The organism is Vibrio sp. Isolate34, from assembly GCF_022397915.1.
Taxonomy (GTDB): domain Bacteria; phylum Pseudomonadota; class Gammaproteobacteria; order Enterobacterales; family Vibrionaceae; genus Vibrio.
In genome coordinates this window covers 46927-69903 of sequence record NZ_JAKEUO010000009.1, presented here as the reverse complement: position 1 = coordinate 69903, position 22977 = coordinate 46927, and the positions used below count along the sequence as shown (strand labels likewise).

Here is a 22977-nt window from a genome sequence, read left to right as displayed (position 1 = left end):
TCCTACTTCACTAAGCCATGTTGTTTTGCTTCCGCCAGTAACGACTCTCGGAAATCTGGGTGCGCGATATTCGCTAATGCATGCACGCGTTCAGAGACTGTCATACCACGCAGGTTTGCCGAGCCGTATTCCGTCGCCACAATATGTACATCGTTACGAGGCGTGGTAATCGGTGTTCCCACTGGCAATGACAAACGAATATTCGACTCTAAGCCATCTTTACCTTCACGCGTTGCTGCCAAGGCTAAGATGCTGACGCCATTTTTCGCCATGTTCGCTGCTCGTACGAAATCTAACTGGCCACCAGACCCTGAAATCTGGCTAAAACCCGCCCCTTCAGACGCAACTTGACCACCAAGGTCAACCATCAAACACGTATTGATTGAAGCAAAATTATCGTTCTTAGCAACTTCATATGGGTTAACAACTTCACTCATAGAGCCCATCTCTATGTCTGCATTGTTGTGCACAAAGTCGATGACCTCTTGCGGGCCAGCCGCGAATGCCGCGACGATTTTGTTTGGTATGTGGTTCTTTTTGGTACCAGTCACTGCGCCGGCTTTACACATCTCCATCAGAGATTCTGTAAACATTTCTGTGTGAACACCTAGATCTTTACGGTCACGAAGCGCCATACCCATCGCATTTGAGATGGTTCCAATGCCAATTTGCACTGTCATTCCATCCTTGATGTATGGGCTAACGTGTTTTGCAATTTCGGTCTCAAGCTCTGAAGGTAAACCAGCTTTAGGCATTGCAATACTGTGATGACCTTCAACCAGTACGTTAGCGCGGTCAACATGAACGATATTATCTTGATTCCCTATAAAAGGTTGCTGTTCATTGACAACAAAAATCACTTTAGAAGCATATTTCAGTGCAACCTTCGTTGCTACGCCGCCACACGCACCCAAACTAACAAAACCTTCTTCATTCGGTGGGGTTACTTCAACAACAACCGTATTCGGCTGCAGTTTTTCAAAAATACTTTCAAAATTCGAGAAATGAAAGTTCGTCACTTCTACGTTGCCTGTGCTTTGCAGCTTTCTTTCAATTGGCCCCATAAAAAGACTGATATGCTTGAAGTTATCTCGATATTGAGGCTTCAAAAATTCGAAGGGAGTCGTCATCAATCCCGTATAGATTTCACAACCGTTGAACAGATTTAGGTGCTTATCCAGCTCCTTAAGAAATACAACAGGAATGGACAACAAACCGCCTGCCCAGATCTTGTCACCTGATACGAGTTTGCCTACTGCAGACTCTAAAGAGACTAGTTTTTCACCATGGACTTCTTTCCAATTATTCATTATGTAGTTCTCATTATATTTTGCATAACAGACTAAATTTTGAAGATTACTTTTCCATTAAGACCAAAAATTGTATGCTATGCATGAACGTAGGGTGTAGGTAAATGTCCTTTTCACGTTATTCATAATACAATTTCCCCACACTTTAACTTTGCACCTTAGGACAAGAAATTCACTATTCCGGACAATTAATCACTTTGCGTTTTTGATCACATCTCCGGTTTATAAGGTCATAAAATGGCATTAGAACAACAATTTCATAACTCACTGTCGGTTCATTCAGGTTGGCAATCGCTTCTGGCATTAGCCGCAAAAGAACTTAACGTCGAAAGCCAACCTATTCTGTCAAAACGTAAAAATTCGGAAGGACGATTACACTTTCATGATCTTAGAGAAGAACTGGTAAAGTTGTGTGAATGTACTGACGATGAGCTCGTTCCAGTAAGGGCTGCGAAGCATGTCACTCCGTTAACGTTTGGCAGTTATTCTTTGGTGTTATGGACAGCACCCGATATCGAGACATTGCTAAAAACCGCAGCCGAATTCTCAATCGTAGTAGCGTCACCTATCCGTCTTCAATATCGCGAAAGCAAACAAGGAAATGCGGAACTATGGATACTCGATAATGAGCCCTACAATCAAGAGAGCCATGTCACCTACCTTGGTATAACCATGCTGATCGCCACCTTCATTTTTATACTCAAGCATGTGATCAACTTTGAAGACATTGACATCAACGTAAAACTGATTGAGCATAACTTTTGCGCAGAGAAGACTGAGCAACTTGAACAATTAACCGGAGCAAAAGTTACCGCGGGACACCCAATAAGAAAGATCTCAATTGATAAAAAGCACCTACATAAACCATTAGACAGTTATGATGAAGGGGTTTATTTTTCTGTATTGAACCTATTACGAAAAGACGCTGAATCCTTGAAAAGAGGCGACTTAATCCTGCAAATCTATAATGTTCTTAATCAGACCCAAAGCTTGGAAAGTATCTCTGGTGAGAGCCTTGCTCAGTCACTCAATATGAACATCAGGACTTTGAATAGAAGGCTTTCCGAACTGAATACCAGTTATCGAGGTGTCGTAGAAAAGTATAAGTTAGAGAAAGCACTTCACCTGTTAGAAGACCAACACATAAGCATGACCGAAATTGCCTACCAGCTAGGTTTTGCGGATTTGAGTACTTTCTCTCGGGCATTTAAGAGATGGACAGGGTTAAGCCCAATAAAATTAAGGCGAAATCAAACCATCGCTTAATCAAAGGCTGATCTAAATCAACAATATATTCGATGGCACATTAGGCAAAATCTTTGTCCTAAAATGCAAAGTTATAACATAATTCGCTTGCTTTAATATCCCCAGTTCTTGCTTTGGTTAAAACCAAATGCATTCAATTATTGGAGATTAAATTATGTTTAAACAAGAGCACTCCGTGCTTTTTGAGCCGATGCAGATCGGCTCATTAAAGTTAAAAAATCGGTATTCAATGGCTCCTATGGGCACATTAGGTTGTGTCGATGGTGATGGTGCGTATAACAGTCGTGGCATTGAATATTATGTCGCTCGCGCTCGCGGCGGTGTTGGCCTGATCATTACCGGTGTGCAAATGGTAGAGAATGAGCTTGAACAATTCCCTATGCCTTCACTTCCATGCCCAACAAACCACCCAACGGCTTATATCCGTAGCGCAAAAGAGATGACCGAGCGAGTTCATACTTACGGTACGAAGATATTTGCTCAGCTCACCGCTGGCTGGGGACGTTCTTGTATTCCAGGCTTCACACCTGAAGATAAATCCATCGCACCTTCTGAAGCACCAAACCGCTTCAACCCTGAAATTACTCACCGCGAACTGACGACTGAAGAAGTAAAATACTTTATCTCTAAGTTTGTTGAGTCCGCTGCCATTGCTCAAAAAGCAGGCTTTGACGGTGTTGAGATACATGCGGTTCATGAGGGCTACTTGCTCGACCAATTCACCATGGAATTCTTCAACCAACGCACCGACCAATACGGTGGAAGCTTTGAAAACCGCTATCGCTTTGCCGTAGAGATTGTAGAAGGCATCAAAGCCGTTTGTGGCAAAGACTTCCCTGTATCACTACGTTACTCAGTCAAAGGAAATATGAAAGGTTTTGGCCAAGGTATTCTTCCGGGTGAGCGAGCGGAAGAGGTGGGTAGAGATATGGAAGAAGGCCTTAGAGCCGCTGAATACCTGCAAAGTGCAGGATTCGATGCACTCAATGTTGATGCTGGTACCTATGACTCATGGTATTGGAATCACCCGCCAAACTACTTCCAACCAGGCATGTACAAACCATACTGCAAAGCCGTTTCAGAAGTGGTCGATATTCCTGTCTTGATGGCTGGTCGCATGGAAAATCCAGACCTCGCTTCGCATGCAGTTCAAAATGGCATTTGTGATGGCGTGTCACTGGGTAGGCCGCTACTTGCAGACTCTGATACAGTCAACAAAATCCGCAGAGGTCGCTTCGAAGAAGTTCGTCCTTGCTTGTCTTGTCACCTTGGCTGTCTTGGCCGTATGGCAGAAGTGGGCAACCTATCTTGCGCTGTTAACCCAAGCTGTGGACGAGAAGAAGAGTTCAGATTATTGCCAACTCACAAGACCAAAAAGGTTGTCGTTGTTGGTGGTGGTGTCGCAGGAATGGAAGCTGCAAGAATTGCTTCAGAACGCGGTCATAACGTTGTCCTTTTCGAGAAAGGTAGCGAGCTCGGTGGCAATGTAATCCCAGGAAGCCAACCTCCATTCAAGCATGATGATAAAACCTTGATTGAGTGGTTCAGCGGTGAAATGACTCGACACAATGTAGACGTCAAACTCAACACGGCAGCGGACAAAGCATCGATAGAAAATGAAAAGCCAGACAGTGTTATTTTCGCTACAGGTTCACGCCCTACTCAGCCGAACTGGTTGGAAGGGAGAGATAAAGCGCATGTTCTAGTAGCCGAAGATATGTTGATGAACCCTGAGCGTATAACTGGCGATAAGGTCTGTGTGGTTGGTGCTGGCTTAGTTGGCGCAGAAGCGGCTTTGTGGATGGCACAACAAGGCAAAGCGGTCACTTTAGTTGAAGCGTCTGACGATATCATTGGCGGCCCTCACGGAACCTGCTTCGCTAACTATCAAATGTTAAAAGAGCTTCTCGTCAAAGAACAAGTTAACGTTTTGACTTCAACCCGATTAGAAAGAATCACTGATAACGGTGTATGTCTAAATATTGAGAACAACAGTGTCGAAATGTTATCTGATCACGTTGTACTGGCACTTGGATACAAAGCTGAAGACCACTTGCATGAAGAACTCGCCAATCAGCTAGATGTTGAAGAAGTATTCAATATCGGTGATAGCCAAAAAGCGAGAACGATCATGACTGCAATCTGGGACGGCTTTGAAGTTGGACGTACATTGTAATTATGTGAGTTTTCTTTAGTCTTAATAGAGAGTCATTTGTTGTTCCGAAGGCACAACAATCGAGTAGGAGGAGGCCTCACGGCCTCCGTCCTCTCACACCACCCTACAAGCGTGGGTCGCATACGGCGGTTCCAAGGTATACCAAACATCTGTTGGCCTAGATCAACTGTCTAACTTCAACGCCATTGTGTCTTGTCTCTCTTCGTTAGTCGCAGATCCGTTTCCGACTTCTCCACCTATTCCTAACGTAGCTGTAGGGTTTCTACTCTTTACTGAGACTCCGCACACACTGAGAATTTGTTAACCGTTTATCTAAAACCTTGGTTCAGGCCTTCCCTACAACGTAAGTACTATGCCCTCTGCTGACTTCTTATCAATCTTCGTCTAGCATCACTGCTAGCCTAGTCACGAAGACAATTGATAAGATCTCCCGAGGTAAGATGCCACCCTTTCCCATAGCTCTGCCTGATTTACATAATCACACTTCTGTTCGAGACTTTGGGCTATTCTATCTGTTGCTAGGTTACCCAAGTTGATTATGCCTAATATCAGATTTCTGTTCGTCAAAGCTATGTTTTGCCATTTGCTTCCTTCAGATTCCACCTCACGATGAACACCCTTGCATAGGCTAACGCTTCCCGCTCGACAAGGCACGTAGAGGACTTTCACCTCTTAGGTTGACACCATGCTCGGCGCACAACAAAAACGCCGACGTAATTGTCGGCGCTTAGCTTAAGGTATTAATCGGTTAGAGGTAATCAGCTACTTTGCCATGGTACTCAAAAACTCGACTTCGAACTCTTCATCGGCTTCTCGGGTTAGGCATTCCACTAGCCAGTCGATGCTTTGATGGTCGAGCTTACTGTTCACCACAAAGGCTTGCTTTACGCCAAATTGATCCAGCTTGGCAGAACCATAGTTCTTGAATGATTTATTGCCGTGGTAATGGAGTGATTTAATCGCCTCTGCGTTGGGTTCTGGTAAAGCATCGAGTGTGTTGGCAAGTTGAATCACCAACTCCATTGGGTTCTTAGATGATGAAATGCGATACAGAAAACCGCCCTCCACTCTTTGGCGTACCCAGTAATCAAAACCACCGCAATCCATCACTTTGTCGCTGACCAATGCGGCTTCACTGCGATAACCACACGGCTCTACGACAACAGGTGTGTGTTTAAACTCTGGTTGGCCTGATGCCGCATCGGTATGAGGCAAAATCAGGTCACACGGCTTGCTGTCTTTGGCGGTTGGGGCATTCCAGTGGATAGGCATGAATACTTGTTCCCGGCGCATCTCTTTGGTTACCACTAAGCGGGCTTGGCACTCCCCTTGTGCACTGCGCACTTTTACCACTGGATTAATTGTGGCGTGATTGAAAGCATCTAGCCCAAACTCGTCTAAGCCAAGCTCAGCAATCGTATCTGGATGCATAGCGACAAAGGGTTCTGGTGTGTGTTCACCTAAACCTGCGGCTAAGCCAGTGCGACTCATGGTGTGCCATTGGTCTCGAATTCGACCTGTGTTCATGATAAGTGGAAATTCGACACTGGTATCGGCAATCGGCTTGTCGTGCTCAACCGCGATAAACTGCGCTTTGCCTGATTCAGTAAAGAACTCGCCATCGGTGAACATGCGCTGTTCAATGATCTCTGGTTGATATTCAAGTACTGGCCATTGTTGGGGAGTGAGTTCGCCATAGCCTTTCTCATCTAACTGAGTAAGACCGATTAAGCATAAATCACGCGCTTTACCTGTTTCATTACCAAGCGCGGTCATCTCGCAATACTCTTTGAAAATCTCGCCTTCGTGGCGGTAATCAAACTGATCTTTGAATCCCATCTTTTGCGCGACTTCTTTTAATATCCACCAATCGGGTTTGGCTTCGCCAGGGCTTGGTAATACGCGGCGTTGGCGTGAAATTCGACGCTCAGAGTTGGTCACAGTGCCGGACTTTTCACTCCACCCCTGCGCAGGCAACACCACATCAGCCAAACGTGTGGTTTCCGTATCGGCAATGCAGTCCGACACCACCACAAACGGACACATCTCTAATGCGGTTTTGATTTTCTCGCTGTCAGGCAAACTCACCACTGGATTGGTTGCCATGATCCACACAGCTTTTATCTTGCCCTCATTCATCGCATCAAATAGGTCGATGGCTTTTAAGCCTGCGCGAGTAGCCAAGCTGTCAGTTTGCCAAAACTCACTGACGGTTTGGTGTGATTGCGGATCGCCAAATTCAAAGTGCGCCGCTAAGGTATTGGCTAGGCCACCCACCTCTCGACCACCCATGGCGTTTGGCTGGCCTGTTACAGAGAAAGGCCCCATGCCGGCCTTACCGATTTTTCCGGTCGCTAAATGGCAATTAATAATGGCGTTTACCTTGTCGCACCCTTGTGTGGATTGGTTTACGCCTTGGGAATAGATGGTGAGCACTTTCTCATTCGAAGCAAACAGCTTGTAGAACTGTTCAAGTTGCTGCTCAGTAAGCCCTGTTAGGTCGGGAACACTTTTGTCTCCCCAGCCAGACTCGGTATAACGGTAATGAGTTGCGGATCGAATGGCTTCGGTAAAACCTTGGGTGTGGTGTTCAATGTAGTCAGTATCGAGATGGTCGTTGTCATCTAAGTAGGCTAGCAAACCATTGAACAGTGCGACATCTGAGCCTGACTCCAACGCCAAGTGCATGTCGGCAATTTCACAAGTATCGGTATAACGCGGGTCAATCACGATCACTTTCAATGCAGGGTTGGCTTGTTTGGCCGCTCTTAACCTTTGGAATAACACAGGGTGACACCAAGCGAGGTTTGAGCCAGTGATAACGACGACTTCTGCTTGTTCTAAATCTTCATAACAGACAGGAACGGTATCGGTGCCAAACGCGCGTTTATGCCCAACCACACTCGATGCCATACAAAGGCGAGAGTTACTGTCGATGTTGGCGCTACCAATAAAACCTTTCATCAGTTTGTTGGCGACATAGTAATCTTCAGTCAGCAATTGACCAGATACATAGAAGGCGACCGAATCTGGCCCATGCTCTTTAATCGCTTGGGCAAACTTATCTGCCACCAATTGTGAAGCCTCGCCCCAAGGCAATTGCTGTTGTTCGTTATCTACTCGCTGCATCGGCTGAGTTAAACGGCCAATTGGCGTTACGGTGTCGCCCAACGCTGCGCCCTTAGTACACAGCTTGCCATAATTCGATGGGTGGTCTTTATCGCCACGCACTTCCAGTTTCCCTGAAGAAGTGGGCCTCACTTCAATGCCACAACCTACGCCACAGTAAGCACACGTTGATTTAATCCAATCCTTGTTTGAACTCATCACTCTTCCCTCGTGCAATGTTCTTATGTTTCTCATCTAGCGAACAGAGCGTCGTTTATGACCCTTGCTCAGCTATGAAATTTTGTCTTTTTAATTACAGCAATTTGCACGCCACTATTTACCCCTTTCCACAACAAGAAAAATAACCATTATTTACAAAGACTTAAAATAAAATCACTTACAAAAAGCAATGTTAATTAAATGTAACTAGCGAAATATTGAGATTTTTGCACCATGTTGATCAATTTTGCACCACAAAGGCTCATTTTCATAAATATTCTCTTTTTTAAATCTACCACTTTAGGGGTAATTGAGCTGTTTATCATTTAATTAAACCACTGATTTTAATTGTTATTTTTACTTTTCTCGATATCTATTTTTATCTGGCATCCTACTTGCTGCCCTATTTGCCAACAACTCAAAATTTACAGTTTTCAGTTCATTGGAAGAACAGCACATTATCCACCAGAGAGTGGGCAGTTTTAGAAACGCTAGGAAGCCAGAAAAAAAGGAATTTACTATGAGCAAACAAAAGATTGTCGTCGTTGGTAATGGCATGGTTGGCCACAAATTTATCGACAACATCATTCAAGCTGATTCAGACCAATATGAAGTTATTACCTTCAGTGAGGAATCGCGCCTTGCCTACGACCGTGTTCAACTTACGGCCTACTTCAACGGTAAGACAGCCGACGATTTGGCTTTAACAAGCGAAGCTTATTACCAAGAAAACGGCGTTAAGTATCTGATTAACGCACAAGTCACTGAGCTTGATACAGCAAATCAAACGGTTATTACCGACAGCGGCCACGTTGAAAGCTACGACAAGCTGATTCTTGCAACGGGTTCATTCCCGTTTGTGCCTCCGATTCCGGGTAACGATCAGGAACACTGTCATGTGTACCGTACGATTGAAGATCTCGATGCGATTGAGCTATCGGGTAAACAGAGCAAATCGGGCGTGGTCATTGGTGGTGGTTTGCTCGGTTTAGAAGCGGCGAACGCGGTGAAGAACCTTGGTTTAGAAACGCATGTGGTTGAGTTTGCTCCTCGCCTTATGGCCGTTCAACTGGATGATGGTGGCGGTGCCCTACTAAGACGAAAAATTGAAGACTTGGGTGTGCAAGTTCACACCGAGAAAGCGACCTCTGAAATTGTGGYGGGTGAAACGTCTCGCTACCGCATGAACTTTGCTGACGGCACACACCTAGAAACCGATATGATCGTATTCTCGGCAGGTATTCGCCCACAGGATGCGCTGGCTCGTAGCTCTGACATCGCCATTGGCGAACGTGGCGGCATTGTGATTGACGACAACTGCCAAACCAACATCGACAACGTGTACGCCATTGGTGAATGTGCCCTATGGGACAACAAGATCTTTGGCTTAGTGGCTCCCGGCTATTCAATGGCGAAAGTGGCGGCCAGCCATATCCTTTCTAATGGTGAAGATGAGAGCAGCTTTACCGGTGCCGACATGAGCACCAAGCTCAAGCTTCTGGGTGTAGACGTAGCCAGTATTGGTGAAGTGCACGGCAAAACCGAAGGCGCGCAGTCTTATACCTACAACGATGAAATTGAACAGGTTTATAAGCGTTTGATTGTTTCTGCTGATGGTAAAAAGATCGTCGGTGCCGTATTAGTCGGCGATGCAGACGCGTACGGTTCACTGCTGCAAATCAAGCAAAATGATATGCCTCTGCCAGAGAATCCATCGGTACTGATTCTTCCAAACCTTGCTGACGACTCAGGCAGCGCAATGGGTGTCGAAGCCCTACCAGACAGCGCGGTTATCTGTTCATGTTTCGATGTGACCAAAGGCGATATCAAAGAAGCGGTGTCAGCGGGTTGTACAACCATGTCTGCATTGAAAGAGACAACCAATGCCTCTACTGGTTGTGGTGGTTGTTCTGCCCTTGCAAAACAAGTGCTCGACAGCGAACTGAGCAACCTAGGTGTGGAAGTCTCTAACGATATCTGTGAGCACTTTGCTTACTCTCGCCAAGAACTGACCGACATTATCCGCGTCAACAAAATCAAAACGTTCGACGAGCTGCTTGAATCTCATGGTCAAGGCTTAGGTTGTACCGTGTGTAAGCCTGCGGTGGGTTCTATTCTCGCCTCTTACTGGAACGACTATATCCTGAAAGATGAGCACATCGAACTGCAAGACACCAACGACATCTACCTTGGCAACATGCAAAAAGATGGCACCTACTCAGTTGTTCCGCGTATTGCAGGCGGTGAAATTACACCAGACAAACTGATCGTGCTGGGTGAAGTGGCAAAGGAATACGACCTTTACACCAAGATCACTGGCGGTCAGCGTGTCGACTTGTTTGGTGCTCAACTTAATGAACTGCCAGCCATCTGGAAAAAACTGATTGATGCAGGCTTTGAAACGGGCCACGCCTACGGTAAATCGGTTCGTACGGTGAAGTCTTGTGTTGGCAGCACTTGGTGTCGCTACGGTGTCAACGACAGTGTTGGCCTCGCGATTAAACTAGAGAACCGTTACAAGGGCCTGCGTTCACCACACAAGATCAAATTCGCAGTATCGGGCTGTACGCGTGAGTGTGCCGAAGCGCAATCAAAAGACATCGGCGTTATCGCTACTGACAAAGGTTGGAACCTATACGTCTGTGGTAATGGCGGCATGCGCCCACGTCACGCCGACCTATTCGCGACCGACCTAGACGAGCAAACTCTCATTCAATACATCGACCGCGTGTTGATGTTCTACACACGTACCGCTGACCGCCTGCAACGTACTTCGGTTTGGATGGAAAACTTAGAAGGTGGCTTGGAGTATCTCAAAGAGGTGGTGATTGAAGACAAACTCAATGTCGCTGCTGAGCTAGAAGCAGACATCGCACTCAATATCGAAAACTATCAGTGTGAGTGGAAAACCACTATCGAGAACCCAGTGAAGATGAAGCGCTTCCAACACTACATCAACAGTGAAGAGATGGACTCTAGCCTTTCGTTCATCAAAGAGCGTGAACAACGCTTCCCGAAACCTTCGGTCAATACCGACCAAGAAGCGGAACGTAACCAAGCTTTAAACAACACTGAACAAATTGAAATTACGGAAGTCTCGTAGCCAGTTTGGTCGTTAGCAGCCCCTTCGATCTCGGCAACATGCTGCTAGCGACCTTCTTTCTTTACGACCTTCTTTTTTAGGAAATGGGAACAAAATCAAAGACTCAACAAATTGACAAGGAGACTGTCATGGAAAACTGGACCACTGTTTGCTCGCAAGAGGAACTGTCACCCAATGCGGGTGTGTGCGCCAAAGTAGCTGATCATCAAGTCGCCATTTTTTACTGCAAACGCAGCGACAAGCTTTATGGCCTATCGAATTTCGACCCTGTGGGGAAAGCCAACGTTATGTCTCGCGGCATTATCGGCTCGTTAAGTGGAGAACCCTATGTGGCCTCTCCGCTCTACAAGCAGCATTACCATCTAGAGACTGGCGCTTGTTTGGAAGAGCCTGAACATGCCCTAACCCGCTTTGAAGTGCGCCGACAAGGCAATCAGATTCAAGTACTGGCACCCGAAGCGTTGGCAAGTTGATTATCTGACGACAAGTTAGCAATTAGCAACAAATGTTCAACTAACAACAAGTTATCGCCTAACTAAAAGGTTGTACTTTCAAATTCACCCATTAACATGCCTTAGCCGCCTATAATTAACAGTCTAGGCAAGCTACGGAGTTGGCATGTGGACGGCTAGATAACTCTAGACTCTTTCCATATTTAAAGGATTTAAAACATGGATAACTCAAAATTTTCGCTGTTTTCGTTTACAGGTAAGATGAAGGTCTTACACCTCAGCTGGATGGCCTTTTTTATCACGTTTGTAGTGTGGTTTAACTTCGCACCCCTGCTACAAATGGTAAAAACCAGCCTAGGATTGACCACTGAAGAGATCAAAACCCTTCTTATCTTGAACGTTGCCTTAACCATTCCGGCGCGTGTCGCCATTGGTATGCTCACCGACCGCTATGGTCCAAGGCTCGTTTACTCTTTGCTACTCGCGATCTGTTCGATCCCGTGTTTCATGTTCGCACTGGCTGATTCTTTCATTCAAGCCGCTATCGCTCGTTTCCTACTGGGCTTCATCGGTGCAGGTTTCGTAGTTGGTATTCGTCTTGTTTCTGAATGGTTCCCACACAATGAATTAGGCACTGCAGAAGGTATCTACGGCGGTTGGGGTAACTTTGGTTCAGCGGCTGCAGCATTCACACTTCCTACCCTAGCATTAGTATTTGGTGGCGATGAAGGTTGGCGTTATGCGGTCGGTATTACGGGTGCAATGAGCTTACTGTTCTCAGTGGTGTTCTACAAAAACGTATCCGATACACCAAAAGGTTCTACTTACTTCAAGCCTGCTCAAGTAACAGCAATGGAAGTGACGTCTAAGGGTGACTTTTTCTTTCTACTCTTCATGAAGATCCCTATGTACGCGGCACTGGCTCTACTGGCTTGGAAACTGTCTCCATCAGGTATTGGCATGCTTTCAGACACAGCGGTTTACGGTGTGTATGCAGTGCTTGCTGCTCTGTATGTTTACGAAGTGTCTCAGGTTTGGAAAGTAAACAAGAACGTATTTAAAGAAGAAGTGCCAGAGATTCACCAGTACAAATTTAAGCAAGTTGCGGTACTGAACGTTCTGTACTTCGCTACCTTTGGTTCTGAGCTAGCGGTAGTCTCTATGTTGCCTCTGTTCTTCTCTGAAACCTTTGAACTAACACCCGTTCTTGCAGGTATGGTGGCTTCGGCATACGCCTTCATGAACTTGATGTCTCGCCCAGGTGGCGGTTGGATTTCAGATAAATTCGGTCGTAAACCAACGCTTCTTATCTTAACTGCAGGTTTGGCTGTAGGTTACTTCGCAATGGGTCAAGTAGACAGCACATGGCCTGTATGGCTAGCGGTTGTTGCTGCAATGGCGTGTTCATTCTTCGTACAAGCAGGTGAAGGTGCGGTATTCGCGACAGTGCCACTGATTAAGCGTCGTATGACAGGTCAGATTGCGGGTATGACAGGTGCTTACGGTAATGTGGGTGCGGTGGTTTACCTAACGGTGCTTTCATTCGTAAGTTACCAAACTTTCTTCTTAGTGATTGCTGCAACAGCAGTGCTTGGTTTCGTTACTCTGATGTTCATGGAAGAGCCCAACGGTCAAATTGCCGAAGTAAACGACGACGGTAGCGTGACGTTAATCAACGTCTCGAGCTAACCACTCATTGAATCGGGAGAAGTAACCGGGCTTGCGACACTCGGTTACTTCGTTCAAAGGCTCTGCATTCGCTAGAGCTTTTGTTCTTTCTCAGATGTGCTCTCAAGCAGATGAGAAAACGGCCAGTTAAGAAGAAGAGCAGTTATGACGATTTCATTCAGCCAAGGGCAAGTCATCAAGCCAGAAACCAATAACCAACTGACTTTGAAGTTTGGTGGTTATTCGAATAAAGGCGTACGTGATGAAAACCAAGACGCCATCATTGTAAAACACCCGAAGACTCGCGTAGAACAAGAGCTAAAAGGCAGTGTTGCTTGCATAGCCGACGGTGCCAGTTGCAGTGAACACGGCCAGAAAGCCAGTCACACCAGTGTGATGCAGTTTATTGACGACTATTACGCGACCCCACAAAGTTGGAGTATTCAGCGTTCGGCGCAGAAAGTCCTAACCTCACTCAATTCTTGGCTCTTCAATACCTCGGTTTCTCACATTCACCCCGCGCAGCAAGTTAACCACAATGCCCTAGTATCGACTTTCAGCAGTGTGATTCTAAAATCTAACACCGCCCATCTATTCCATGTGGGTGACAGTCGTATTTACTTGCTAAGAGATGGGGAGTTACGCCAACTGACCCGTGATCACACTCGTAAGAACATGGGACAGAAGCATTACTTAACTAGAGCGCTAGGCATGGATAATCAGCTCAATGTTGACTATCAAACCTTACCCATCAAGAAGAATGATCGCTTTATCCTAACTTCGGATGGTGTGCATGAGTTCGTTTCCCCAAATACGTTTAAAGAACACATCGATAAACCCGATGCAGATTTCGAATACGCCGCTCAAACCATCTGTAACACAGCGTTAAGCCACAATAGTGCAGACAATGTGAGCTGCTTGATTGTCGAAGTGACTCACTTACCCACGCCCTCATTAATCGAATTTCACGAAAAGCTCTCTAAGCGCGCGATTCCACCAGCGCTAAAGCTTGGCCAAAGCATCGACAACTTTATGGTGCTTGAGGTGTTGTATGCGGGCACTCGAAGTCATGTGTATCGTGTGATGCAGAAAGAGACACAAACCGAGTTCGTCCTCAAAGTACCTTCGGTTCAATACCATGACGACCTAGCTCAGCTAAGAGCTTTCTTTAATGAACAATGGGCTGGCATTTTGTTGAACAACAAGAAAGTCATGAAGGTCTACCCAACGCCAGAACACTCTCAATTCCTATATCAAATTTGCGAATTGGTTGAAGGTGTCACGCTAAGGCAATGGATGTACGACAACCCTAAGCCCTCGCTCGAACAAGTGCGTGAGATACTCGAAAAGATCACACAAGGCATTCGTGTATTGCAACGAGCCGACATGGTTCACAGAGACTTAAAGCCTGAAAACATCATGGTTCAACGTAATGGGGACATCAAGATCATCGACCTTGGTGCGGTGTTAGTGAGAGGAATTGAAGAGGGAGAACAAACAGACAAAGACCCAACACCACTCGGTGCGGTGAATTACATCGCACCAGAGAGTATTAAGTACAACACAGCTACGACAAGCTCCGATTTGTTCTCTATCGCGGTGATCGGTTATGAAATGCTGACGGGAGAATTGCCCTACTCTGAGATGAGCGCGCAATCTCTCAAGCAATCACGCCATCATCAATGGGAATACCGACCGCTGACGCAAAAACGAACGGATCTACCGGCTTGGATTGATTTAGTTTTACAAAAGGCGTGTGCAGAATCTCCTACCGAGCGATATCAGGTTTTAGGCGATTTTGTAGCAGACCTCTACACACCCAATCAAAACCTAATGAAGCACAAAGCCAAGCAACCTTTGATAAACCGTCACCCTATTCAGTTCTGGAAGGTGTTGGCTCTATTACTCGGCGTTGTCGCTATCGTAGAGTTAGTCTTATTACTTGGTTCTAGCTAACGGTTAAGCTCTGGCTAACTACTAAACAAAAGCTAGCCGTTAAGCTCTGAATAACTGTTAAACGAAGGCTAGCCTCGTTTGACTAAGCTTCTTGGCACTAGCTCAATACCGGCTTGGTAACGCTTAGCTGACGCATTTAATGCCAAAGCAAAAGCACTATCGGCAATCACTTCGAATTGCTGTGGCAGTGAATGGACTTTGAAAGGTAAGAAATCCAATAAGCGATTATCACCAAAGGTTGCCAGTTTCACTTGATTGATCAGCTCTGGCTTTTCGACCATCACATCCAATACACCTTCTAGCAAGGTGTAAGACATAGTCACAATCGCATCAGGCACTGTGCCCTTGGCAATCCAACCCTCAAAAATCTCACGCCCTGATTCTCGATCAAAGTGTTCGCCATACCCCACAACCATCGGCTTATTTTCTGTTAGCCCTGTTTGTTGAGTATGCGCTTTATTTGCCGCTTCAAAACCTAGCTGGCGTTCGCGTGAGATATTTAAATCTGGCAGTGCACCTATCAAACCAACACTATGAATGCTGTCATCAAGAATAGAATGCGTCAGTTCAAACGCGGCTTCAAAATCTTCACTGATCACGCAGGCAAAGTGTTCATCGTCTAACGGACGGTCAATCGCAATTACAGGCGTGCCCGAGCTTTGCAGCTTCAAGTAAAACTCGTTGGCGTCTGGCATTGAGCTTGCCACCAGCAAAGCATCAATACGACGGCTCACCAACGCTTCTGCTACTTTACGTTCGGTTTCAGCGTCATCATCAGAGCAACCGATCAAGATTTGATAACCCACTTTACGTGAGTTCTGCTCTATCAGTTTTGCTAAACGCGCGTAACTGCTGTTTTCCAGATCAGGAATAATCAAACCAAATGAACGGCTATTACCAGCACGCAGCGACGAAGCAGCATGGTCTGGACGGTAGTTATACTCTTCCACCACCGCCATCACTTTTTGCTGCGTCTTCTCACTAATTCTGTATTTCTGCGCCTTGCCATTAATCACATAGCTGGCTGTGGTTTTCGACACACCGGCTAGTTTGGCAATCTCATCTAGTGTCATATGGGTGACCTGTATTTTGTGCGTAGGATCATATAACCAATCTTCTGATCCTTGGATTAGTTGAATTATATGCTGAATCGATTCAGTATAAAAGCTGAAAGGATTCAGCAAAATCTGAAAAGTGACTTCAATCATCCTTTTGTATGGATTGAGCGTCATTTGTCGTGATTCAACTTCTCGTTATTAACGAAACTGAAATTACGACACGCAGCAAAACTATTTTGAAAACCAAAATCGGCTTTGCTGAATTTTTTTACACTGAATGCTGAACCGATTCAGCAAGCATAAAGCAAAGAGCAAGCAACGAGTAAAGCTCCATGAATCTTGCTCTAGACTGAATCGGAGCGATACACAAATTCTCAAGCGATACGCTAAAGAGGCACCATGCTTAAATTATCAAAATCTGACATCACTCTTGGTCAAACGGCCAATGACAAATTCAAAGCTATCCAGAACATTGCTGGCGACCTAACTGCTAAAGGCCTAGTGGATTCTGGCTACGTTGAAGGAATGCTGAACCGTGAAAACCAGAACTCAACGTTCCTAGGTAACGGCATCGCGATTCCTCACGGCACCACTGACACGCGTGGCCTAGTAAAAGAGACAGGCGTAGCCGTTCACCACTTCCCAGAAGGCATTGATTGGGCAGACGGCAACCGTGTTTACGTAGCAATTGGTATTGCAGCGAAATCTGACGAGCACTTAGGCATTCTTAAGCAGCTAACGAAAGTGCTAGCGGCAGACGGTGTTGAAGAGAAATTAAAGCAAGCGAAATCAGAAGACGAAATCATCGCCCTACTTAATGGCGAAGTTCAGTTAGAAGCAGACCTAGACGCTTCTTTGATTCAGCTACTATTCCCTGCAAGCGACATGGTTCAAATGTCTGCTGTTGCGGGCGGCCTACTTAAGAACACTGGCTGTACTGACAACGCATTCGTTGCTGACCTAGTAACAAAAACACCGACTCATCTAGGCCAAGGCCTGTGGTTGTTGGGCAGCGATAAAGGCGTAACTCGCACTGGCGTATCGTTTGTTTCAACAGCAAACCACTGTGAGTACGAAGGCACACCAGTGAAAGCATTGGTCGCATTCGCAGCTTGTAACAGCGCGCACCAATCTATTCTGGCAAACCTAAGCAAGATGGTTTTCGAGGGTAAACAGCAACAATTGTTAACAGCTGACATTGCGCAAGTCATCGGTCTTCTGAAAGGTGAAGCGGTTTCTACAGCGTCTCAAGACGATGACAACTGCGCAGTATTCAAAATCAAAAACGCACACGGCCTACATGCTCGCCCGGGTGCAATGCTGGTTGCTGAAGCGAAGAAATTCGAATCAACAATCCGCGTTTCAAACCTAGATGGCGACGGAAAAGAAGTGAACGCGAAGAGCTTGATGAAAGTCATCGCACTTGGCGTTAAACACGGCCACCAGCTTCAGTTTGTTGCTGAAGGTGACGATGCAGCACAAGCACTTGAATCGATTGGTAAAGCTATCGCTTCAGGCCTTGGCGAAGGTTAAGGAATCGATATGTCTGATAAACAAATCAAAGCCGTTACCGTTACGCTCAACCCTGCTCTCGACCTGACAGGTGCTATCGACGCACTAAATGTAGGTTCAGTTAGCCTAGTAAACAAAGGCTCTCTCCATGCAGCAGGCAAAGGCGTAAACGTAGCAAAAGTACTTTCAGAGCTGGGCGCTAAAGTCACCGTAACAGGCTTCCTTGGTCGCAATAACGAAGAAGCCTTCTGCCAACTGTTTGAACAGATGGGCGCAACTGATCGTTTCATCCGTGTTGATGGCGCAACTCGTATCAACGTGAAATTGGTAGAGAATTCAGGCCAAGTTAGCGACATCAACTTCCCAGGTGTTCCTGTTGATGCTGACGCTGTTAAAGCGTTTGAAGAAACCTTGTTAAAACTGGCTGAAGACCACGAATATTTCGTGATTGCAGGCAGCTTGCCACAAGGCGTATCGCCAGACCTTTGCGCTTCTTGGGTACAGCGCTTACGTGACCTAGGCAAAAAAGTGTTGTTCGACAGCAGCCGTGACGCACTAAAAGCCGGTATCAATGCTCAGCCTTGGTTGATTAAGCCAAACGACGAAGAGCTTTCTCAGCTGTTCAATGCAGAACTGACAACTCGCGACCAATGCCAACACGCAGGCCAAGCCCTAAGTGAAAAAGGCATCGATAACATCGTGGTATCACTTGGCGCAGAAGGCGTGATGTGGCTAAACCAAGGTGAATGGTTACATGCTCAACCGCCGCGTATGCAAGTGGTGAGCACAGTAGGCGCAGGCGACACCTTAGTTGCTGGCCTATGTTGGGGTCACATGCAACAGATGCCAAAACCAGAACTTATTAAATTCGCAACCGCCCTATCTGCTCTAGCAGTTTCACAGGTAGGCGTGGGCATCACCAGCCAACAAGAGCTGGATTCAGTACTACAAAATATCCAATTACAGGCGCTTAGTGCTCCAACTAGCCAGTTAGACACAAGCAAATAGGACAAAAGGTTTATTATGAATATTACCATTATCACAGCTTGCCCAAGTGGCGTAGCAAACAGCATCATCGCCGCGGGCTTGTTAGAGCAAGCGACAAAAGCACTGGGTTGGAACGCTGCTATTGAATGTCAATCAAGCGTACTACCTGAATCTCCAGTATCGCAAGACGCTATCGACAGCAGCGACGTTGTGGTTATCGCAGCTAACACCAACGTTGATAAAGCGCGCTTTGTCGGCAAGAAAGTGTACCAAGCGGCTATCTCTGAATGCACTGCAGATGCAAAAGTATTTCTAGAGAAAGCGGTAGCAGAAGCAACAGTATTAGACGCTTCTCAAATCTCTGACGAATTAGTTGAAGAAACGGTTGCAGTAACTGGTACGTCACCAGCGACAGGCAGCAAAAAGATCGTAGCGATTACCGCTTGCCCAACGGGTGTTGCACACACCTTCATGGCGGCTGAAGCACTTGAAGCAGAAGGCAAACGCCTAGGTCACCAAATCAAAGTGGAAACTCGCGGCTCTGTAGGTGCGAAAAACCAACTAACAGACCAAGAAATCGCAGACGCTGATCTTGTTATCATCGCAGCCGACATTGACGTTCCACTGGATCGTTTTAACGGCAAAGCGCTATACAAAACAACGACAAGCCCGGCTTTGAAGAAAACAAAGCAAGAAATGGAAAAAGCGTTCGCAGAAGCTAAACCATACCAACACACAGCTTCTTCAAATTCAGCGCCTGCTGACGAGAAGAAAGGCGTGTACAAGCACCTAATGACAGGTGTATCTCACATGCTTCCTGTGGTTGTTGCGGGTGGTTTGATCATCGCTCTTTCTTTCGTGTTCGGTATCGAAGCGTTTAAAGAAGAAGGCACACTGGCAGCAGCACTGATGACTATCGGTGGTGGTTCTGCATTCGCACTGATGATTCCTGTTCTTGCTGGTTTCATTGCATTCTCAATAGCTGACCGTCCAGGTCTAGCTCCGGGTCTAATCGGCGGTATGCTGGCTAGCTCAACGGGCGCAGGTTTCCTAGGTGGTATCGCAGCAGGTTTCATTGCCGGTTACGCAGCGAAATTCATTGCCGACAAGGTTCAACTTCCACAATCCATGGAAGCCCTCAAGCCAATCCTGATCATTCCGTTTATCGCGAGTTTGTTCACTGGCTTAGTGATGGTTTACATCGTAGGTGGTCCTGTTTCTGGCGTGATGAGCGCAATGACAACTTTCCTAAACAACATGGGAACGTCTAACGCAATTCTTCTAGGTGTAATTCTAGGCGCAATGATGTGTTTCGACCTTGGTGGCCCGGTAAACAAAGCGGCTTACACTTTTGGTGTTGGTCTACTGGCTTCGCAAACTTACGCACCAATGGCAGCAATCATGGCAGCAGGTATGGTTCCAGCTCTAGGTATGGGCCTTGCGACTTTCCTAGTGAAAGACAAGTTTGAAGCAGGCGAGCGTGAAGCAGGTAAAGCATCATTCGTTCTTGGCCTATGTTTCATCTCTGAAGGTGCAATCCCATTCGCAGCGAAAGATCCAATGCGTGTTATCCCAGCTTGTATGGCGGGTGGTGCACTAACTGGCGCTCTATCAATGATGTTTGGTGCTCAGCTAATGGCTCCACACGGCGGCTTATTCGTACTACTGATTCCTGGTGCTATCTCTCCAGTGCTTATGTACCTAGTGGCGATTGCAGCTGGTACGGCAGTAACTGGCTTTGGTTACGCAGCTCTTAAAAAGATGAGCAGCGATAAAGTGACAGCAGAGGCTTAATCCCCCTACTCTGTTTAGGTGACAAACAGAGACTCTTGATAAACTGTTCCTTGAAACAGAATACAGGCTCCTCAATTGAGGAGCCTTTTTATTATTCGTTGTCTTGTGTGGTTAAAACCGGGAGGTTCCACAAAGGATAATAAATGAACATCGGAGATGGTTTATGACTGAGAGAATAAAGTTTATCGAGGTGGGAACCTGCGATAATTCACCCGACAGCAGAAACATTGATTAACTTATGTTTATTCTAGACGCACTGTTTATTATGTACGCGTACTGTCGGGCGCGAATTAAATTAGCTAGTCAACGTTTCTTCAAATACACCTAGTTCACGACCAAGCCAAATCGCACGTACTGTGTGGTCTAGCGTTTCTTCACCGCCCGTTACTGGGTGAATCAGCACCGACATATCGCCGCGCTCTTTCTCAAGCCACTCAACAATGCCCGACTCTTTGTTAGCAAAGTGAATCTCAAACATCGGCATTTTATGCGGACCAACCAAACGCTGGATTAGCGGAAAAACCTCTAATACATCTTTACGTTCCGATAGAATTTTCTGACGCAGTGTTTCTGCTTGCTCTGCAAAACGCAGAGGGAAATAGATATGACCGTGGTACATGGCACCATCCTTTAGAATTATGATGTCGCAAGTTTATACCTAAACCGCATTCAATAGCTAAATCTTAATAGATGGACTTAAGCGGAGAGAGGCGATAAGAAAAAAACTAGAGCCTGTTATTCGAAATAATCAAAAACAAACTCTAGTTGTGTATAGCGAGTTGGTGTTTGAAGCGACTAAGGCTTGAGCTTCAATACCGAGTCGATATCTTCTGAAGAGTGGCGCTCGGGAAGTTGCTCCCACGCTTCGCCCCATGAGCGGTTGATAATGCGGCCACGCTGAACGCCTTCTCGTGCTTCTAATTGCTTCGCCCAGCGAACTACGTTGGTGTAAGACTCAACTTGTAAGAACTCAGCGGCATCATATAAGTTGCCCAATACAAGGTTGCCGTACCATGGCCAGATTGCCATATCAGCAATACTGAACTCTTCGCCCGCAACAAAAGTGCTGTTTGCAAGTTGCTTGTCTAACACATCTAGCTGGCGCTTAGCTTCCATTGCAAAGCGGTTAATTGGGTATTCTTGCTTTTCATCCGCATAAGCGTAGAAGTGACCGAAACCGCCGCCTAGGAATGGTGCTGAACCTTGCGCCCAGAACAACCAGTTGATGGTTTGCGTGCGTGCAGCCCCTTCTTTCGGCAAAAAGTGGCCAAATTTTTCAGCTAGATGCATCAAGATAGAAGCCGATTCGAATACATTCACATCTTCGTTGCCTGATTTATCAAGCAAAGCAGGGATCTTCGAGTTTGGGTTGACACCAACAAAGCCAGAAGAGAATTGGTCTGACTCACCAATATTGATCAAGTACGCGTCATATTCAGCTTCTTTAACACCCGCCGCTAACAGCTCTTCTAGCATGATAGTGACTTTCTGACCGTTAGGTGTACCAAGAGAATACAGTTGCAAGGCGTGGTCACCAACAGGAAGATCTTTATCAAATCGAGCGCCAGATTCAGGGCTATTAATGTTTGCCCACTTGTTACCACCAGCAGCATCGTTAACCCAAACTTTTGGCGGTGTGTATTGTTGTGACATGATATTTCCTTATTAATATAGGGTCTCACAAACTGATATTAGGTCACATGTCCTTGGTTAAAACCCCTGAATACGATTTATTTTCAAACTGTTAAGCATGGCTTATTCCAGAAAGACATAATCCGTTTGACGAGATGGTTCATATAAAAGGTAGGCATCTATTCGTGTTCTATTTCGAGCCTCATTCAATGTTGGTTAATCTACTGCACCATTTAGCAACGAGAGTCCTGCCCGTTCCAGAAAGCTGTGATAAAATCGGCGGATTACAATTGATAAGGAACTGGCAATGTCTTCTGATTACACAGGCTCGAGTGCAGCGTACGCTCGCCAAGAGAAAGGCTACCGCGAAAAGGCACTAAAACTGTATCCATGGGTTTGTGGTAAGTGTGCACGTGAATTCGTTTACTCGAACTTAAGAGAGCTGACCGTTCACCACGTGGATCACGACCATACAAACAACCCTGAAGACGGCAGTAACTGGGAACTATTATGCCTATACTGTCACGATCATGAGCACTCGAAATACACAGACCATGAGCGTTATGGTGTGGACGCAAAAGCACGTTTAGATGATCACCAAACGGCTACGCATAACCCGTTTGCTGATCTAGCGAAGATGATGAAGAAATAGAACGCTTTTCATAGAGAATCAAAAACAAGCAACCCCAGTATGTCGCCATACTGGGGTTTCTTTTATCTGAGGCCATGTAGGTTC

The 22977-nt window shown here is 46.1% G+C and carries 15 protein-coding genes; 10 read left to right on the top strand and 5 right to left on the bottom strand.

What is annotated here, in order from left to right:
• Positions 1-2: 2 nt before the first annotated feature.
• On the bottom strand, positions 3-1310 hold the full coding sequence (locus L1D22_RS11640; RefSeq protein WP_239829900.1) for an acetyl-CoA hydrolase/transferase C-terminal domain-containing protein: 1308 nt from the start codon (positions 1308-1310) through the stop codon (positions 3-5).
• Positions 1311-1547: 237 nt separating this feature from the next.
• Here L1D22_RS11640 and L1D22_RS11635 point away from each other — a divergent pair, with 237 nt between their 5' ends.
• Entirely contained in the window at positions 1548-2576 is a 1029-nt protein-coding gene (locus L1D22_RS11635) for an AraC family transcriptional regulator (protein WP_239829899.1), read from the top strand.
• A 154-nt stretch (positions 2577-2730) separates the two neighbouring features.
• Complete coding sequence (locus L1D22_RS11630) at positions 2731-4752, top strand: FAD-dependent oxidoreductase (RefSeq protein WP_239829898.1); 2022 nt, start codon at positions 2731-2733, stop codon at positions 4750-4752.
• Between the two features lie 762 nt (positions 4753-5514).
• Here the strand turns inward: L1D22_RS11630 and L1D22_RS11625 are convergent.
• Positions 5515-8097 (bottom strand): nitrate reductase, encoded by a 2583-nt coding sequence (locus L1D22_RS11625; protein WP_239829998.1) that lies wholly within the window; start codon positions 8095-8097, stop codon positions 5515-5517.
• A gap of 502 nt (positions 8098-8599) precedes the next feature.
• On the opposite strand from L1D22_RS11625, the gene nirB reads away from it, so the two are divergent.
• From nirB to L1D22_RS11605, 4 genes are all read left to right on the top strand, one after another.
• The gene (nirB, locus tag L1D22_RS11620; RefSeq protein WP_239829897.1) at positions 8600-11182 is read left to right on the top strand and encodes a nitrite reductase large subunit NirB; all 2583 of its coding nucleotides are present in this window, start codon (positions 8600-8602) and stop codon (positions 11180-11182) included.
• A gap of 128 nt (positions 11183-11310) precedes the next feature.
• Positions 11311-11655 carry a nitrite reductase small subunit NirD gene (nirD, locus tag L1D22_RS11615; protein WP_061031137.1) on the top strand — a complete coding sequence of 115 codons (345 nt, stop codon included), beginning with the start codon at positions 11311-11313 and terminating at the stop codon, positions 11653-11655.
• A 198-nt stretch (positions 11656-11853) separates the two neighbouring features.
• Entirely contained in the window at positions 11854-13323 is a 1470-nt protein-coding gene (locus tag L1D22_RS11610; RefSeq protein ID WP_239829896.1) for a NarK family nitrate/nitrite MFS transporter, read from the top strand.
• Between the two features lie 144 nt (positions 13324-13467).
• Complete coding sequence (locus L1D22_RS11605) at positions 13468-15258, top strand: bifunctional protein-serine/threonine kinase/phosphatase (protein WP_239829895.1); 1791 nt, start codon at positions 13468-13470, stop codon at positions 15256-15258.
• A gap of 68 nt (positions 15259-15326) precedes the next feature.
• On the opposite strand, the gene cra is transcribed toward L1D22_RS11605, so the two are convergent.
• A complete protein-coding gene (gene cra / locus L1D22_RS11600) occupies positions 15327-16331 on the bottom strand; it encodes a catabolite repressor/activator (RefSeq protein WP_239829894.1) in 1005 nt (334 codons plus the stop codon).
• Between the two features lie 384 nt (positions 16332-16715).
• Between cra and fruB the strand changes: the two genes are divergently transcribed.
• From fruB to fruA, 3 genes are read left to right on the top strand one after another with little or no spacing between them, the layout of a single operon-like run.
• A complete protein-coding gene (gene fruB / locus L1D22_RS11595) occupies positions 16716-17849 on the top strand; it encodes a fused PTS fructose transporter subunit IIA/HPr protein (protein WP_239829893.1) in 1134 nt (377 codons plus the stop codon).
• A 9-nt stretch (positions 17850-17858) separates the two neighbouring features.
• Positions 17859-18836, top strand: a complete 978-nt coding sequence (gene pfkB, locus L1D22_RS11590) for a 1-phosphofructokinase (RefSeq protein ID WP_239829892.1) — start codon at positions 17859-17861, stop codon at positions 18834-18836.
• A 15-nt stretch (positions 18837-18851) separates the two neighbouring features.
• On the top strand, positions 18852-20609 hold the full coding sequence (gene fruA, locus L1D22_RS11585) for a PTS fructose transporter subunit IIBC (RefSeq protein ID WP_239829891.1): 1758 nt from the start codon (positions 18852-18854) through the stop codon (positions 20607-20609).
• Between the two features lie 295 nt (positions 20610-20904).
• Here the strand turns inward: fruA and L1D22_RS11580 are convergent, their stop codons facing one another.
• Complete coding sequence (locus tag L1D22_RS11580; protein ID WP_239829890.1) at positions 20905-21228, bottom strand: DOPA 4,5-dioxygenase family protein; 324 nt, start codon at positions 21226-21228, stop codon at positions 20905-20907.
• A 176-nt stretch (positions 21229-21404) separates the two neighbouring features.
• A complete protein-coding gene (yghU, locus tag L1D22_RS11575) occupies positions 21405-22262 on the bottom strand; it encodes a glutathione-dependent disulfide-bond oxidoreductase (RefSeq protein WP_239829889.1) in 858 nt (285 codons plus the stop codon).
• Positions 22263-22548: 286 nt separating this feature from the next.
• Between yghU and L1D22_RS11570 the strand changes: the two genes are divergently transcribed.
• The gene (locus L1D22_RS11570; protein ID WP_017632311.1) at positions 22549-22893 is read left to right on the top strand and encodes a YajD family HNH nuclease; all 345 of its coding nucleotides are present in this window, start codon (positions 22549-22551) and stop codon (positions 22891-22893) included.
• The last annotated feature ends 84 nt before the right edge of the window (positions 22894-22977 follow it).